This is a genomic window from Micromonospora sp. NPDC007271, assembly GCF_040634005.1.
In the GTDB taxonomy this organism is placed as follows: Bacteria; Actinomycetota; Actinomycetes; order Mycobacteriales; family Micromonosporaceae; genus Micromonospora.
In genome coordinates this window covers 36,510-51,329 of sequence record NZ_JBEYER010000010.1, presented here as the reverse complement: position 1 = coordinate 51,329, position 14,820 = coordinate 36,510, and the positions used below count along the sequence as shown (strand labels likewise).

General features: G+C 71.7%; 9 protein-coding genes and 1 tRNA gene. 5 read left to right on the top strand and 5 right to left on the bottom strand.

All coding sequences use genetic code 11. The annotated features are described in order from the left end of the window. Positions 1–141: 141 nt before the first annotated feature. Together ABZ570_RS05995 and ABZ570_RS05990 are read right to left on the bottom strand one after the other, a co-directional pair. Positions 142–2,286, bottom strand: coding sequence for an MMPL family transporter (locus tag ABZ570_RS05995; protein ID WP_358057479.1), 2,145 nt, complete (start codon positions 2,284–2,286; stop codon positions 142–144). 217 nt (positions 2,287–2,503) lie between these two features. Beyond that, positions 2,504–2,576: transfer RNA gene (locus ABZ570_RS05990), tRNA-Asn, on the bottom strand. Between the two features lie 297 nt (positions 2,577–2,873). Here ABZ570_RS05990 and ABZ570_RS05985 point away from each other — a divergent pair. The 5 genes from ABZ570_RS05985 to ABZ570_RS05965 all read left to right on the top strand — a co-directional run bounded on the left by ABZ570_RS05985 (position 2,874) and on the right by ABZ570_RS05965 (position 10,955). Next, positions 2,874–3,251 (top strand): hypothetical protein, encoded by a 378-nt coding sequence (locus tag ABZ570_RS05985; RefSeq protein ID WP_358057476.1) that lies wholly within the window; start codon positions 2,874–2,876, stop codon positions 3,249–3,251. Between the two features lie 265 nt (positions 3,252–3,516). After that, on the top strand, positions 3,517–6,852 hold the full coding sequence (locus ABZ570_RS05980; protein WP_358057473.1) for a ThuA domain-containing protein: 3,336 nt from the start codon (positions 3,517–3,519) through the stop codon (positions 6,850–6,852). An 84-nt stretch (positions 6,853–6,936) separates the two neighbouring features. Further along, positions 6,937–8,010: a sugar phosphate isomerase/epimerase family protein gene (locus ABZ570_RS05975; RefSeq protein ID WP_358057470.1), complete on the top strand. Its 1,074-nt coding sequence runs from the start codon at positions 6,937–6,939 to the stop codon at positions 8,008–8,010. 106 nt (positions 8,011–8,116) lie between these two features. After that, a complete protein-coding gene (locus tag ABZ570_RS05970) occupies positions 8,117–9,301 on the top strand; it encodes an ROK family transcriptional regulator (protein ID WP_358057467.1) in 1,185 nt (394 codons plus the stop codon). 127 nt (positions 9,302–9,428) lie between these two features. Next, complete coding sequence (locus ABZ570_RS05965; RefSeq protein ID WP_358057464.1) at positions 9,429–10,955, top strand: M28 family metallopeptidase; 1,527 nt, start codon at positions 9,429–9,431, stop codon at positions 10,953–10,955. An 88-nt stretch (positions 10,956–11,043) separates the two neighbouring features. Here ABZ570_RS05965 and ABZ570_RS05960 read toward each other — a convergent pair whose 3' ends face one another. The 3 genes from ABZ570_RS05960 to ABZ570_RS05950 all read right to left on the bottom strand — a co-directional run bounded on the left by ABZ570_RS05960 (position 11,044) and on the right by ABZ570_RS05950 (position 14,779). Continuing rightward, on the bottom strand, positions 11,044–12,054 hold the full coding sequence (locus tag ABZ570_RS05960) for a sugar phosphate isomerase/epimerase family protein (protein WP_358057461.1): 1,011 nt from the start codon (positions 12,052–12,054) through the stop codon (positions 11,044–11,046). Between the two features lie 266 nt (positions 12,055–12,320). Further along, positions 12,321–13,388: a polyprenyl synthetase family protein gene (locus ABZ570_RS05955; RefSeq protein ID WP_358057458.1), complete on the bottom strand. Its 1,068-nt coding sequence runs from the start codon at positions 13,386–13,388 to the stop codon at positions 12,321–12,323. After that, positions 13,385–14,779 carry a nucleotide pyrophosphatase/phosphodiesterase family protein gene (locus tag ABZ570_RS05950; protein WP_358057455.1) on the bottom strand — a complete coding sequence of 465 codons (1,395 nt, stop codon included), beginning with the start codon at positions 14,777–14,779 and terminating at the stop codon, positions 13,385–13,387. Before ABZ570_RS05950 ends, ABZ570_RS05955 begins: the two co-directional genes overlap by 4 nt. Between the last annotated feature and the right edge of the window lie 41 nt (positions 14,780–14,820).

The following is a 14,820-nucleotide window of genomic DNA, read 5'->3' as shown; positions in this document are numbered from 1 at the left end:
TGATCACGAACTGGTCATGGTTCCCCCGTCCGGCTCGGGTGGACCGTCCCACCTGCGGCGGAGCGCGGCGAGAACGGCACCGGCGGTCCGCCGGCCGCTGGGGCGGCGGCCAGTCCGCCGCCGACGATGACGACGTCCGTGTCAACGGGCACGGTGCACCGCCGACCCGGTCCGGTCGCCGTCGCGGACGGCGCGGGCCAGCCGGCTGGGCCACCAGATGGCCGGCCCGAGGTCGTACGCGAGCGCGGGCACCAGCAGCGACCGGACGACGATGGTGTCGAGCAGCACCCCGACGGCGACCGCCACGCCCAGCTCGACCAGCACCACCAGGGGCAGCACGGCGAGCGCGGAGAAGGTCGCGGCGAGCACGATGCCGGCGGAAGTGATCACGCCGCCGGTGACGGCGAGGCCGGCGCGCACGCCGGCCCGGGTACCCCGCCGGAGGGACTCCTCGCGGACCCGGCTCATCAGGAAGATGTTGTAGTCGATGCCGAGGGCGACCAGGAAGACGAACGCGAAGAGCGGGAACGCCTGGTCGACGCCGGGAAAGTCGAGCAGGAACCGGAAGATCACCCCGCACAGGCCGAGCGTGGCCAGGAACGACAGCACCACGGTGGCGATCAGCAGGAGCGGGGCGACCAGGGCGCGCAGCAACAGCGCCAGGATGACCGCGATGACCAGCAGCACCACCGGGATGATGACGTTGCGGTCCCGGGCGGCGGCGTCGGCGGTGTCCACGTCGACGGCCGTGAAGCCGCCGACCACGGCGCCCGCGCCGGGTACCCGGTGCACCGCCTCGCGCAGGTCGCGGATGGTCCGCTCGGCGGCGTGGCCGTCCGGCGGGTCGGCGAGGGTGGCCTCCAGCTGCACCCGCCCGTCGACCACCTTCGGCGGCGCGTTCGCCTCGGCTGCCCCCGGTACGCCCGGTCCCGCCGCGGTGACCGGCCGGACGGCGGACACCCCCGGTACGCCCTGGGCCACCTGGGCGACCTGCCGTGCGGCGGCCTGGTTGGTGAAGATCATGGCCGGGCTGCCGGTGCCGGCCGGGTAGTGCCGGGCGATGACCTCCTGCCCGGCGACCGATTCGGTGCGGTTGGTGAACAGCTGCGACTGGCCGAGGGTGGTGACGCCGAGCTGGGTGAGCCCCAGGGTGAGCAGCGCGAGCACGACGGCGGTGACCAGCCAGACCGGCCGGGCCCGGCGGGCGACGAAGCGGGCGATCCGGCCCCAGATGCCGTGCTCGGTCTGCGGGTCGGCGCAGTCGAACCGGGGGCGCCGGGGCCAGAACACCCATCGTCCACCGAGCAGCAGCAGCGCGGGCAGGAAGGTGAGCATCACCAGGAGGGTCGCGGCGATGCCGACGGCGGCGACCGGGCCGAGCGCCCGGTTGGAGTTGAGGCTGGACAGGAGCAGGCAGAGCAGGCTGACGATGACGGTGACGCCGGAGGCGATGATCGCCGGGGCGGCGCCCCGCCAGGCGGCCCGCATCGCGGGCCAGGGCCGGTCGTGCCGGTGCAGTTCCTCCCGGTAGCGGGCGATCAGCAGCAGCGCGTAGTCGGTGCCGGCGCCGAAGACGAGCACGGTGAGGATGCCCTGCGCCTGCCCGTTCAGCTGGACGAGCCCGCTGCTGGCCAGGTGGTAGACGAGGAGCGCGGCCAGCGCGTACGACGTGCCGGCGGCGAGCAGCGGAAAGATCCAGAGCACCGGGCTTCGGTAGACGATCAGCAGGATGACCAGCACCACGACCAGGGTGACCAGCAGCAGCGGCCCGTCGATGGCGGCGAAGACCTCGATCAGGTCGGCGAGCAGGCCCGCCGGACCGGCCGCGTCCACGGTCAACCCGTCCCGGTCGGTGCCGGCGGCGTCCCGCAGTTGGGTGACGACCTGGCTGATCCGCTCGCCCTCGGTGCTGTCGATCGGGACGATCACCTGCACGGCCTGCCCGTCCTGGCTGGCGATCGGCGGCGGGAGCGGGCTGACCACGCCGGGCACCTGGGCGAAGCGGGCGATGTCGGCCGCGACCCGCTGCCGGTCGGCCGGGGTGATGCCCGAGGTGCGCTCGTAGACGACCAGGGCCGGGGTGGTCTGCCGGGTGACGAAGCCGGCGGAGAGGTCCTGCGCCCGGGTCGCCTCGGCGTTCGCGGGGAGGAAGGCGGCGTTGTCGTTGGTGGCGACGTCGCCGAGCCGGCCGGCGTACGGTCCGGCGATCGCGCCGACGAGCAGCCAGCCCAGCACGACCGCCACCGCGACCAGCGTCGCCGTCCGGCGGCTCCGTCCCCCGGCCATCTCCACCCGTCCTCGGCCCGACGCATCAGCCGACGCGGCGTGAGCGCGAGTCGACATGCCCCATCCTGCCGGGCGAAACGGCATCTGGTGGTCGAAACCGGGCGCTGCCGGGATGCCGGCCCAGTTGTAGTCGACCAGCCCAGGAAGTGACCGGACGGGCCGGAACCACGAGAAACGCCCGGCGGCCTGGGCCGACGGGCGCTGATTTGGAGTGAAGCTCCCCCGATTGGACTCGAACCAATAACCTGCCGGTTAACAGCCGGCTGCTCTGCCAATTGAGCTACAGGGGACCGTGCACCGCCCGGCTGCCGGATCTCTCCGCGCCGTGCGACGGGGACAAGAGTACAGGACATTGGGGGGTGGTGCGCCAGGGGGTTACCGGACGGGTTGCGACCCCCGCGACATCCCCGCAGCACGCTGACCACAACCCGTAATTCGGACAAATCCGGTTCCAGGCCCATGGAGGCATGAGCGAAGAGCAAGATGGGTAGTTAGCCGCCGACAGAGGACGCAGGCGCGAGATGGTCGGTCCCGCCGGGGAGCCCCCGGTCGGGAACGGCGGCGCGTCAGGAACGGAAGGAGCCGCCATGCGCGGAAAGATCATGTTTCTTGGCGGGCTGGCTGCGGGATTCGTCCTGGGCGCCCGTGCCGGCCGGGAGAAGTACGAGGAGCTGATGGTCCGGGGTCGCAAGGTGCTCGACCACCCGACCGTCCAGGAGGCGGCGGGTGTCGCGCAGGCCCAGGCGAACCGGCTGTACGCCGAGGGCAAGGACAAGCTGGGGCAGACCAAGCTCGGTGAGAAGCTGACCAGCGGCAACGGCAGCAAGCAGGGGCTGACCCAGGCCGACAAGCCGTTCGCCGGCACGCCGGCCACCGCCGGCGCCAAGTCCGGTTCGAGCGGCACGGGCTCGAGCAGCGGCTCGAGCCAGAAGTCGTCCGGCACGAGCGGCACCAGCAACCTCTGACGCCACCCGAGCAGCGGGCCGGTCACCGACAGGGCGACCGGTCCGCTGTCTCCTGTCCGGACGGGACCCAACCGCCCCCCTTTTGCTGATCCTGAACAAAAGTCGAAGCGATTCATAGAAAACTTTTGGCTTCGGCCTCTTCTCTTTGGTCGCGTACGCAAATATCGTCTCGCGTAGAACCTGGCCAGGCTCTTGTCACCACACCAGCGACCTCCTCAGCTTCGTCCCGCGCTGAGGCGGACCCGCCCGACCAGAGCGAGGTTCGATGCGCAGACCCTTCGGCCGCAGGGCCGCCACCCACCTCAGTCTGCTCGCCCTCGTCGGCGCGACGCTCGTCGCGACGGCGGAGCAGGCTCCGACCCCGGCGCAAGCCGCGCCGGTGCTCAACGCCCCGGCACCCAACAGCAACGGCATGCAGTACAAGGTGCTCGTCTTCACCCGGTCGGCCAGCGGCAACAACGCCGCCACCGCCGCCGGCGTGCAGGCCATCCAGCAACTCGGGCAAGAGCGGCGCTTCACCGTCGAGGTCACCAACGACGCCCGCAAGTTCGACGAGCCGCACCTGAAGCAGTTCCGCGCCGTGGTGTTCCTGAACACCGCAGGCGACGTGCTCAACGACGCCCAGCAGTCGGCGTTCGAGCAGTACTACCGCGACGGCGGCGGCTTCGTCGGCGTCCACTCCGCCATCGAGGCCAACCCGAACTGGTCCTTCCTGACCGACCTGCTGGGCACCCGGGCCACCGGCGCGCCGTCGGCCACCAGCAAGGGCACCGTCACCGTCGCCGACCGGGTCCACCCGGCCTCGAAGACGCTGCCGCAGCGGTGGAGCACCACCGACCGGTGGTACAACTTCGCGGCCAACGTCCGAGGCGTCTCACACGTGCTGGCCACGGTGGACGAGAAGACGTACACCGGCGGCACCATGGGCTTCGACCACCCGGTCACCTGGTGCAAGGACTACCAGGGCGGCCGATCGTTCTACACCGGACTCGGCGCCACCCCGGAGAGCTACAGCACCGTGGACCTGCGGGCCCACCTGGGCGGGGCGATCCAGTGGGCGGCCGGGGTGACCGACGGCGACTGCGGCGCGACCGTGCTGGCCAACTACCAGATGACGGTCATCGGGGCGCAGCCCAACGTCAACGAGCCGATCGGCTTCGACGTGCTCCCCGACGGCCGGGTGCTCCAGACCGACCGGCGCGGCGGCGTACGGCTGCACAACCCGGAGACCAACCAGACCACCGTGCTGGCCCAGATCCCGGTCTACACCCACAGCGAGGACGGGATGTACGGCCCGGCGATCGACAACGACTTCGCCACCAACAAGTGGGTCTACCTGTACTACGCGCCCCCACTGGACACCCCCACCGGGGCCGCGCCGACCACCAGCACCGACCCGCACGCCTGGGACGTGTGGCAGGGCTACTTCCAGCTCTCCCGGTACAAGTTCGTCGACGGGGAGACGCCGTCGCTCGACCTGAGCAGCGAGCAGAAGATCATGCAGGTGCCGGTCGACCGAGGCGCCTGCTGCCACGTGGCCGGTGACATCGCGTTCGACTCGAAGAACAACCTCTGGCTGGTCACCGGGGACGACACCCCGGCCGGTGGCGGCGGTTCCGGTGGCTTCTCGCCGCACAACGACTCGGTCAGCGCCACCGGCGTCTACCAGGCGCCCTTCGTGGACGCCCGGCGCAGCTCGGCCAACACCAACGACCTGCGCGGCAAGATCCTCCGGATCACGGTCGGCGCCGACGGGTCGTACACGGTGCCGACGGGCAACCTGTTCCCGGCCGGCACGGCGAAGACCCGGCCGGAGATCTACGCGATGGGCTTCCGGAACCCGTTCCGGATCACCCTCGACAAGAACGACGTCGCCTACATCACCGACTACTCCCCCGACTCCTCCACTGCCCAGGTCGGGCGCGGGCCGGCGGGCACCGGCCGGATGATGGTGGTCGACAAGCCGGCGAACTACGGCTGGCCGATGTGCGTGCAGCCGAACCTGCCGTACATCGAGATGAACTGGACCACGAGCCCCATCTCGCCGGTCGCGCCGTTCGACTGCGCGGCGCCGAAGAACACCTCCCGGCACAACACGGGCCTGACCGACCTGCCGAAGGTGGAGAAGTCTGAGCTGTGGTACTCGTTCCAGGCGCCGACCCCCTGCCCGGAGTCCTACCTGTCGACTCCGACGCAGACCTGCCCGGTGCTCTTCCCGGAGCTGGGCACCGGTGGTGTCGGCCCGCACGGTGCGGCGAAGTACGACTACGACCCGGAGCTGAGGTCGGAGACGAAGTTCCCCGAGTACTACGACGACGCCATCTTCTTCGGCGAGTTCACCCGGGACACCCTCAAGGAGATCCGGCTGGACGACCAGGGTGACATCCTGAAGATCAACAACGTGTTGAACTGCGGGCAGGCACCCACCACCCCGGCCAAGCCGTTCCTCTGCGACAACCCGATGGACATGCGCTGGGGTGCCGACGGCAACTTCTACCTGCTGACCTACGGCGACGGCTTCTTCAACATCAACCCGGACGCGGCCATGCTGAAGTTCAGCTACGTCAAGGGCCTGCGGGCACCTACCGCCGTGCTGAACGCGACCCCGACCAACGGCCGCGCGCCGCTGACTGTCGCTTTCTCCAGCGAGGGCTCGAAGGACCCGGACCCGGGCGACTCGATCAGGTTCGCCTGGGACTTCGACGGCAACGGCACCACCGACTCGATCGACCCGAACCCGTCGTTCACGTACACCACCAACGGGGTCTACACCGCCCGCCTGACGGTGACCGATTCCAGCGGCAAGACGGCGTCGGCGAACACCACGATCACCGTCGGCAACACCGCGCCGACCGTCACGGTCAACACCCCGCTCGAGGGCGGCTTCTTCAGCTGGGGCGACGACATTCCGTGGTCGGTCACCGTCACCGACCCGGAGGACGGGCCGATCGACTGCAGCAAGGTCGAGGTGACCTTCGTCCTCGGCCACGACAGCCACGGGCACGGTGAGGCCAACCAGTTCGGCTGCTCGGGCGTGCTGCCCACGGAGGCGGACGACGCCTCGCACGGCGGCTACATCTACGGCGTCGTCAGCGCGTCGTACACCGACAAGGGCGCCAACGGGCAACCGGCGCTGACCACGGTGGGCCAGCAGATCATCCAGGACAAGCTGCAGCAGGTGGAGTTCGCCCAGGAGGAGTCCGGCACGACCGTCGCCACCACCGCCGACACCGGCGGCGGACAGCAGCGCGGCAGCCTCGACTCGGGTGACTGGATCGCGATCAACAACACCGTCAACCTGAAGAACATGCAGTCGGTCACGCTGCGCACCTCCGGTGGCAGCGCGGCCACCGCCGGGCAGCCCCGGTTCGGCGTCCAGTTCCGGCTGGACTCCCCCACCGGCCCGCTGCTGACCAGCGCCACGGTCAACGCGACCAGCGGCAACAACGCCTTCACCAGCACCACCGTGCCGGTCACCGACCCGGGCGGCACGCACAAGCTCTACCTGGTCTTCACCACCGTCCCGGGCGGGCCGACCAGCGGCTTCGGCAACCTCAACTGGGTCCAGTTCAACGGCCAGGGCATCGGCGTCACCCCGTGACGCCCGGGTGGGGCCGTCCACCGGGCGGCCCCACCCGGCCCCACTCCCCAACACCATCCATCACCTGAGAAAGGCAGTCAGGAAATGAACAACAGCACACACGGGATGAGCCGTCGCCGCGTACTCGGCACCATCGCCGGGGCCGCCGGCGCCGTCGCCGCCGGCGCTGCCGGCCTCGCGCCGTCGGCCGCCTTCGCCGGCAACGGCGTGCTCGTCCCCACCGGCAAGCGGGGCATCATCCTCTACAGCGTCCGCGACCGGATCAGCGCCGCCCCGGACGACACCGGCGTGCCGTACGGGTTCGAGCGGGTGCTCGCCCGGCTCGCCGAGATCGGCTACAAGGAGGTCGAGTTCGCCGGGTACACCCAGCACTCCTCGATCCTCGGCCGCCAGATCACGCCGCAGGAGATTCGCCAGGTCCTCGACGACAACGGGCTGCGCGCCAACGGCTCGCACGCCTCCGTCCCGGGCACCGTCACCCCGGCCACCATCGCCCAGTTCGAGCAGACGCTCGACACCGCCGAGATCCTCGGCATGACGCACATCGGCACCGGCAGCGACCCGACCGGCAGCAACTACAAGGCGGACTGGGACGCCGCCGCGGACCGGTGGAACACCTTCGGTGAGATGGCCGCCGCACGTGGGCTCAAGCTCTACACCCACAACCACGACGCGGCGTACAACTTCCTGCTGGACAGCGGGCCGCTGGACGGGTTGGGCCGGCCGACGCGGTCCTCCGGCGTCCGGAAGCTGGAGTACTTCTTCGGGCTGACCAACCCCGAGTGGGTCTGGTTCGAGATGGACATCTACTGGGCGCACGTGGCGCAGCACCGGTACCGCAGCTACACCGACCCGGACGGTGTCACCCAGACGAACATCTTCGACCCGCTGGCCACGGTGGCGGCCCGGACCAAGCGCTTCCCGCTGTTCCACGCCAAGGACGGCGCGTTCAACCCGGCCACCACCAACGGGTACGACATGGTGCCGCTCGGCCAGGGCGACATCGACTACGGCACCTTCTTCGCCAACATGGGCGCGAAGGGCTACCACAACCCGATGTGGGAGCAGGACAACGCACCGGGCGGCGCCGCCGACCCGGGCCGGTCGCTGCGCTACGCGGAGATCAGCTACCAGCACATGTCGGGTCTGCGGGGCTGACGGACCCGACCCACCGCAGGGGCCGCTCCCGGTTACCGGGGGCGGCCCCCTCGCGTGACACGGCGGTGACGACGGTATGGCACATTCCGAAGGGAGGTGTTCGCACATGACGATGATCGGACCGGAGAACGTGGACCAGGCGCGGCTGCTGCGCCTGCTGCGCGACGACGGCCCCCGCTCGAGGGTGGAGCTGACCGATGCCCTGGGCCTGCCCCGGGCCCGGTTCGGCGTGGAGGTGGAGCGGCTCGCCGCGCAGGGCCTGGTGGAGGTCGCGGGGCCCGCCGCGTCCCGGGGCGGCCGCCGCTCGTCGCTGCTCCGGATCGCCGGACAGGTCCGGTTCGGCGCGGTGATCGTCGGCGAGGGGCAGCTCGACGTCGCCCTCACCGACGGGGAGTTGAGCGTCCTCGCCCGGCACGCGGAGCCGATCGACGTGCGCCTCGGGCCGGAGGCGGTGGTGGGGCGCGCGATCGAGCTCCTCGCCAAGCTACGGGTCGAGGCCGGGCCGGCCCGGTTGACCGGGGTCGGAGTGGCCCTGCCCGCGCCGGTCGCGGTCCGGGACGGCACCCCCGTCTCCCCGCCGGCGCTGCCCGGCTGGCGCCAGTTCCCGGTCCGGGACACCATCGCGGCGGAGCTGGGCTGCCCGGTGCAGGTCGACAACGACGCCAACGTGATGGCCCTGGGCGAGCAGCACGCCGGCACCGGCCGGGCGTTCGACGACTTTCTCTACGTCAAGCTGGGCAACGCGATCGGCTGTGGGCTGGTGCTCGGCGGGGCACTGTACCGGGGCGCGACCAGCGGGGCCGGCGACATCGGGCACCTCCAGCTGGCCGAGGACGGGCCGCTGTGCGTCTGCGGCAACACCGGCTGCGTCGAGGCGTACTGCGGGGACGCCGCCCTGGTGCGGCAGGCGGTGACCGCCGCGCGGGCCGGGCGCTCGGCGGCGCTCGGCGACCGGCTGGCCGCGGCCGGCACCCTCACCATCGCCGACGTGGCCGGGGCCGCGACCGGCGGCGATCCGACCGCCCAGACGCTGGTCCGGGACGGCGCCCGCCGGCTCGGCCAGGTGCTGGTCGGGCTGGTGAGCTTCGTCAACCCGGGCATCGTGATCATCGGCGGCGCGGCCCCCGGCATCGGCCCGGTCCTGCTCGCCGAGATCCGCGGCGTGGTCTACCGGCGCTCGGCGCCGCTGGCCACCGGCAGCATGCCGATCGTCCTCTCCGACCTCGGCGACGAGGCCGGCCCGGTCGGCGCGGCCCGCCTGATCAGCGACCAGATCTTCGCGACCCGGTGAGCGCCACCGGTTCGGGTTGCACTGGGGGCGTGCGCAACGTCACTTCCGTGGCTATGCTCACCGGACTTCCCAGGGCTCACCGGGGTCAATCCCACCGGTGTGCCTGGCTGGCCAATAGGAGGACATCGTGGTCTCCCGCAGAGCCTGGCAGCGCGGCGCGGTGGCAACCGCGACCGCGGTGCTGGTGGGCGTCGCCACCGCGGCGCCGGCAGCGCAAGCTGAACCGAACAACAACAACTCACGGAAATTGCGGGCGGCGGTCAGCGCCGACGGCATCATCAAACACCTCAAGGCCTTGCAGCGCATCGCCGACGAGAACGGCGGCACGCGGGTGTCCGGCTCGGCCGGCTACGACCGCTCGGTCGACTACGCCGAGGGGGTGCTCCGCGCGGCCGGCTACCAGGTGAGCCGGCAGGCGTTCCAGTACCAGACGTTCATCTCGTACGGTCCCGGCCTCCTGCAGCGGGTGTCCCCGTCGCCGGCCGCCGACCTGCCGAACGTGCTGATGAGCTACTCGGGCAGCGCCGACGTGAGCGCGCGGGCCTCCGTACCGGCCGGCAGCGCGACGGGCTGCGCGGCGGGGGACTTCGGGCCCGCCAACGTCGGCACCATCGTCCTGATCAGCCGGGGAGGCGGCTGTTCCTTCGGGGACAAGGCGACCAACGCCCAACACGCGGGGGCGGCGGCCGCGGTCATCTACAACAACACCACCGGCGACCTGAACGGCACCCTGGGCGAAACGTTCACGCTGGACTTCGCGGCCGTGGGCGTCACCCAGGCGCTCGGCCAGCAGCTTGTGGCGCAGGTGCCCAGCGGCCTGACGCTGCGGGTCAAGGCCGACACCTTCCGGGGTACGGCCACCGCCGAGAACATCATCGCCGAATCGGTCTGGGGTGACCCGAACAACGTGGTGATGGCCGGTGCCCACCTGGACTCGGTCTCCGCCGGCCCGGGCATCAACGACAACGGCTCGGGCAGCGGCTCCCTGCTGGAGATCGCCACGCAGATGCGCAAGGTCAAGCCGAAGAACAAGGTCCGCTTCGCCCTCTGGGCCGCCGAGGAGTCCGGCCTGATCGGCTCCGAGTACTACGTCGACAACCTGCCGGCGGCGGAGCGTGAGAAGATCGCTCTCTACCTGAACTTCGACATGGTCGCCTCGCCCAACTACGTGCGGTTCGTCTACGACGGCGACAACTCGGCGTTCCCGGTCGGCACCGGGTCCGCTCCCGGGCCGGCCGGCTCGGGCGCCATCGAGCAGCTCTTCCACGACTACTTCGCCTCGCAGGGGCTGGCATCGCGGGAGACGCCGTTCTCCGGGCGTAGCGACTACGGGCCGTTCATCGCCGCGGGCGTGGGCATCCCGTCCGGTGGCCTGTTCACCGGTGCCGAGGGGCTCAAGACCGCGGCCGAGGCGGCGGTCTTCGGTGGCACCGCGGGGGCGCCGTACGACCCGTGCTACCACCAGGCCTGCGACACGATCGACAACATCAACAAGCAGGCGCTCGAGGAGATGTCGGACGCGGTCGCGCACGCCGTGATCACGTACGCCTTCGACACCAGCAGCCTGCACGCCCCGGTCCAGGGCACGGGCCCGGGTGCCGGTGACGGCGGCGGCGGTGGCCTGCACGACCACGACCACGAGGTCACGCAGTAACCGTCCGGCACACCAGACCGGCACGGCGGGAGGCGACCGAGGTCGCCTCCCGCCTTCCGTTCTGCCGAGGCGACAGCGGCCGGAAGAGTCAGTCCCGGCTGCTGCTGAAGGCGGCGTCGAACGCGGCGGCCGGCGCGTCGAAGGCGAGCCGGCGCACGAACTGCAACGCCTCGGGCGCGCCGACCAGCCGGTCCATGCCGGCGTCCTCCCACTCGATGGAGATCGGGCCGTCGTAGCCGATCGCGTTCAACGCGCGGAAGCAGTCCTCCCACGGCACGTCGCCGTGGCCGGTGGAGACGAAGTCCCAGCCGCGCCGCAGGTCCGCCCAGGGCAGGTGGGAGGAGAGCCGGCCCCGCCGGCCGTCACCGGTGCGGACCTTCGCGTCCTTGCAGTCGACGTGGTAGATCCGGTCGGCGAAGTCGAAGATGAAGTTGACCGGGTCCAGCTCCTGCCAGACGAAGTGCGACGGGTCCCAGTTCAGCCCGAAGGCGGGCCGGTTTCCGATCGCCTCGAGGGTCCGCTTGGTGGTCCAGTAGTCGTACGCGATCTCGCTGGGGTGCACCTCGTGGGCGAAGCGGACGCCCACCTCGTCGAAGACGTCGAGGATCGGGTTCCACCGGTCGGCGAAGTCCTGGTAGCCGCGGTCGATCATGGCCGGCGGCACCGGCGGGAACATGGCCAGGGTGTGCCAGATCGACGAGCCGGTGAACCCGACCACCGTCTTCACCCCGAGCTTCGCCGCCGCCCGCGCGGTGTCCTTCATCTCCTCGGCGGCCCGGCGGCGGACGCCCTCCGGCTCGCCGTCGCCCCAGATCCGGGCGGGGAGGATGTCCTGGTGCCGCTCGTCGATCGGGTGGTCGCAGACCGCCTGGCCGACCAGGTGGTTGGAGATGGCGAAGACCTTCAGGTTGTGCTTGGCGAGGGTGGCCCGCTTCCGGTCCACGTACGACTCGTCGGCGAGCGCCTTGTCGACCTCGAAGTGGTCGCCCCAGCAGGCGATCTCGAGGCCGTCGTACCCCCACTCGGCGGCGAGCCGGCAGACCTCGTCGAACGGCAGATCGGCCCACTGGCCGGTGAAGAGCGTGATGGGTCGCGCCATAGTCCTTCTCCCCTGTGGTGATGGGGGATTCCGTAACGGACCGGGGCGAGGGCGACCGGGTGCCGGCGACCTCGACGGGCACCGGTGGGCGCGATCGCACCTGCGCCCGCCGGGTTGCGCCTCCCGCCGGGTCACCGGCCACCTCGCGGTCGCCACCCTCACTCTATTTCCGCCGCCCCGCTCGCGGTAGGCCCCGCTGCGGCCGGACTGTTAAGAGGGGCCCCTTTCACCACGCCAGGCGTTAACAGGGTGCCCTTCCTTACATCTCAGTGCCGGCGGTGCGCGGCGCGGGTGGTCAGGTCGACCAGGGCTGAGCGGCCCGGCTCGGTCAGCGGCGTCCGGTCCAGCGCGGCGCGGGCCTGGTCGACGCGGGCCTGGATCATCCGCTCGACCCGCTCCCGGGCGCCGGTGGCCTCGATGAGCCGACGTACCTCGGCCGCACCCCCGTGGTCCAGCTCCGGGTCGCCGACCAGCGCCCGCAGCCGCGCCGCCTGGGCCGGGCCGGCCCCCTGGCGGGCCAGCGCCATCAGCACCGTCGGCTTACCCTCGCGCAGGTCGTCCAGGTTCGACTTGCCGGTCACCGCCGGATCGCCGAAGACGCCGAGCAGGTCGTCGCGGAGCTGGAAGGCGTCCCCGAGCGGGTCCCCGAACTCGGCCAACCCGGCCAGTGTGTCCGGGTCGGCGCCGGCCAGGGCGGCGCCGATCTGCACCGGGCGGGTCACCGTGTAGCGGGCGGTCTTCATCCGGACGACCGCGAGCGCGCTCGCCACCGAGCCGTCGCTGGCGGCGCCGACCACGTCCAGGTACTCCCCCGCGATCACCTCGGCCCGCATCCGGGCGAAGACGGCGAGACCGCGCCGGACCCGGGCGGGTTCGAGCCCGCAGTCGTGGAACATCTGCCCCGACCAGGCGGCGCAGAGGTCGCCGCAGAGCAGGGCGGCGTCCCGGCCGTACGCCTCGGGGTCACCGCGCCAACCGGAGCGGGCGTGCAGGTCGGCGAAGATCCGGTGCACCGCGGGCTGGCCACGCCGGCGGTCGCTGCGGTCGAGGATGTCGTCGTGGATCAGGGCGAACGCGTGGAACAGCTCCAGCGCCGCCGCCGCGGCCACGATCGGGGCGCCGTCGGAGCCGCCGCAGCCCCGCCACCCCCAGTAACAGAAGAGGGGCCGCAGCCGCTTGCCACCGGCGAGAACGAACCGGCGCAGCACGGCGTGGACGGCCCCCGTACCGTCGTCCGACCGACCCGGCCGCTGTCGGCTCAGGAACGCGGCGAGCGCGGCGTCGAAGCGATCCCGCAACACGGCTGTGTCGGTCGGTACGACGGTGAGGGTCATGGCGCCTCCGGGGCCAGTCCGGCGAGCTGGAGCAGCAGTGACTTCACGTCGGTCGCGGCGAGCCGGGCCCGGGCCGCCGACGGGTCGGAGCAGAGCAGCACCGGCCCGTCGGCCGGGTCGGCGGGCAGCCGGCCGTGCGAGCCACGGACGGCCCGCGCCCCGGCGTCCAACCCGACCACGCTCATCAGGTAACGCATGCCGAGCTTCTTGCGGGCCAGCGCCACCGCCGCCCGGCGCTTCGCGGCACCCGGCGACACCGGGTCGAAGAACAACTCGGCGGGGTCGTAGCCCGGCTTCCGATGAATTTCCACGAGGCGGGCGAAGTCGGGCGCGCGCGCATCGTCCAGCCAGTAGTAGTAGGTGAACCAGGCGTCCGGCTCGGCCACCAGCACCAGCTCGCCCGAGCGGGCATGGTCCAGCCCGTACCCGGCCTGGCCCGCCGCGTCCAGCACCTCGGCCACCCCCGGCAGTGCGGCGCAGAGCTTCGCCACCGCCGGCACGTCGGCCGGGTCCTTCACGTACACGTGCGCCACCTGGTGGTCGGCGACCGCGAACGCCCGCGACGTCCACGGGTCCAGGTACTCCATCCCGGCCTGCGTGTAGACCCGCAGCAACCCCTCGGCGCGCAGCAGCCGGTTGACGTCGACCGGGCGGGAGACGTCGGTGATGCCGTACTCGGAGAGGGCCACCACGGTGGCGTCCCGTTCCCGGGCGGCGTCCAGCAACGGGGCGAGCACCGCGTCCAGCTCGGCCGCCGCGGCGGCGGCCTGCGGCGAGGACGGGCCGAAGCGTTGCAGGTCGTAGTCGAGGTGCGGGACGTAGACCAGGGTCAGGTCGGGCGCGTGGTCGGCGAGGATCCGCTCGGCGGCCCGGCAGATCCACCGGGACGACGGCAGCCCGGCCCCCGGCCCCCAGTAGGTGAAGAGCGGGAAGGTGCCGAGCGCGTCGGTGAGCACGTCGTGCAGCTCGGGCGGGTCGGTCCAGCAGTCCGGCTCCTTGCGCCCGTCGGCGTGGTAGACCGGCCGGGGCGTCACCGTCCAGTCCACGTCGGCGCCCATCGCGTACCACCAGCAGACGTTGGCGACCCGGTAGCCGGGCTCGACCTTCCGGGCCGCCTGCCACAGCTTCTCCCCGCCGACCAGGGCGTTGTGCTGCCGCCAGAGGAACACCTCGCCGAGGTCGCGGAAGTACCAGCCGTTGCCGACGATCCCGTGGCCGGCCGGCAGCTCGCCGGTGAGGAAGGTGGACTGCACCGAGCAGGTGACCGCCGGCAGCACCGTGCCCAGCTCGGCGGCGAACCCGGCCTCGGCGACCGCGCGCAGCCGGGGCATGTGCGCCAGCAGGCGCGGGGTCAGCCCCACCACGTCGATGACGACCAGTCGCTTGCTCATGCCAGCACCTCGCTCCGCTCGGCGCCGCCATGAGGCACCAC

Bases quoted from the DNA above. Each gene is read 5' to 3' on its own strand.
- ABZ570_RS05995 (WP_358057479.1), bottom strand. From the start codon at position 2,286: ATGGCCGGGGGACGGAGCCGCCGGACGGCGACGCTGGTCGCGGTGGCG.
- ABZ570_RS05985 (WP_358057476.1), top strand. From the start codon at position 2,874: ATGCGCGGAAAGATCATGTTTCTTGGCGGGCTGGCTGCGGGATTCGTC.
- ABZ570_RS05980 (WP_358057473.1), top strand. From the start codon at position 3,517: ATGCGCAGACCCTTCGGCCGCAGGGCCGCCACCCACCTCAGTCTGCTC.
- ABZ570_RS05975 (WP_358057470.1), top strand. From the start codon at position 6,937: ATGAACAACAGCACACACGGGATGAGCCGTCGCCGCGTACTCGGCACC.
- ABZ570_RS05970 (WP_358057467.1), top strand. From the start codon at position 8,117: ATGACGATGATCGGACCGGAGAACGTGGACCAGGCGCGGCTGCTGCGC.
- ABZ570_RS05960 (WP_358057461.1), bottom strand. From the start codon at position 12,054: ATGGCGCGACCCATCACGCTCTTCACCGGCCAGTGGGCCGATCTGCCG.
- ABZ570_RS05955 (WP_358057458.1), bottom strand. From the start codon at position 13,388: ATGACCCTCACCGTCGTACCGACCGACACAGCCGTGTTGCGGGATCGC.
- ABZ570_RS05950 (WP_358057455.1), bottom strand. From the start codon at position 14,779: ATGAGCAAGCGACTGGTCGTCATCGACGTGGTGGGGCTGACCCCGCGC.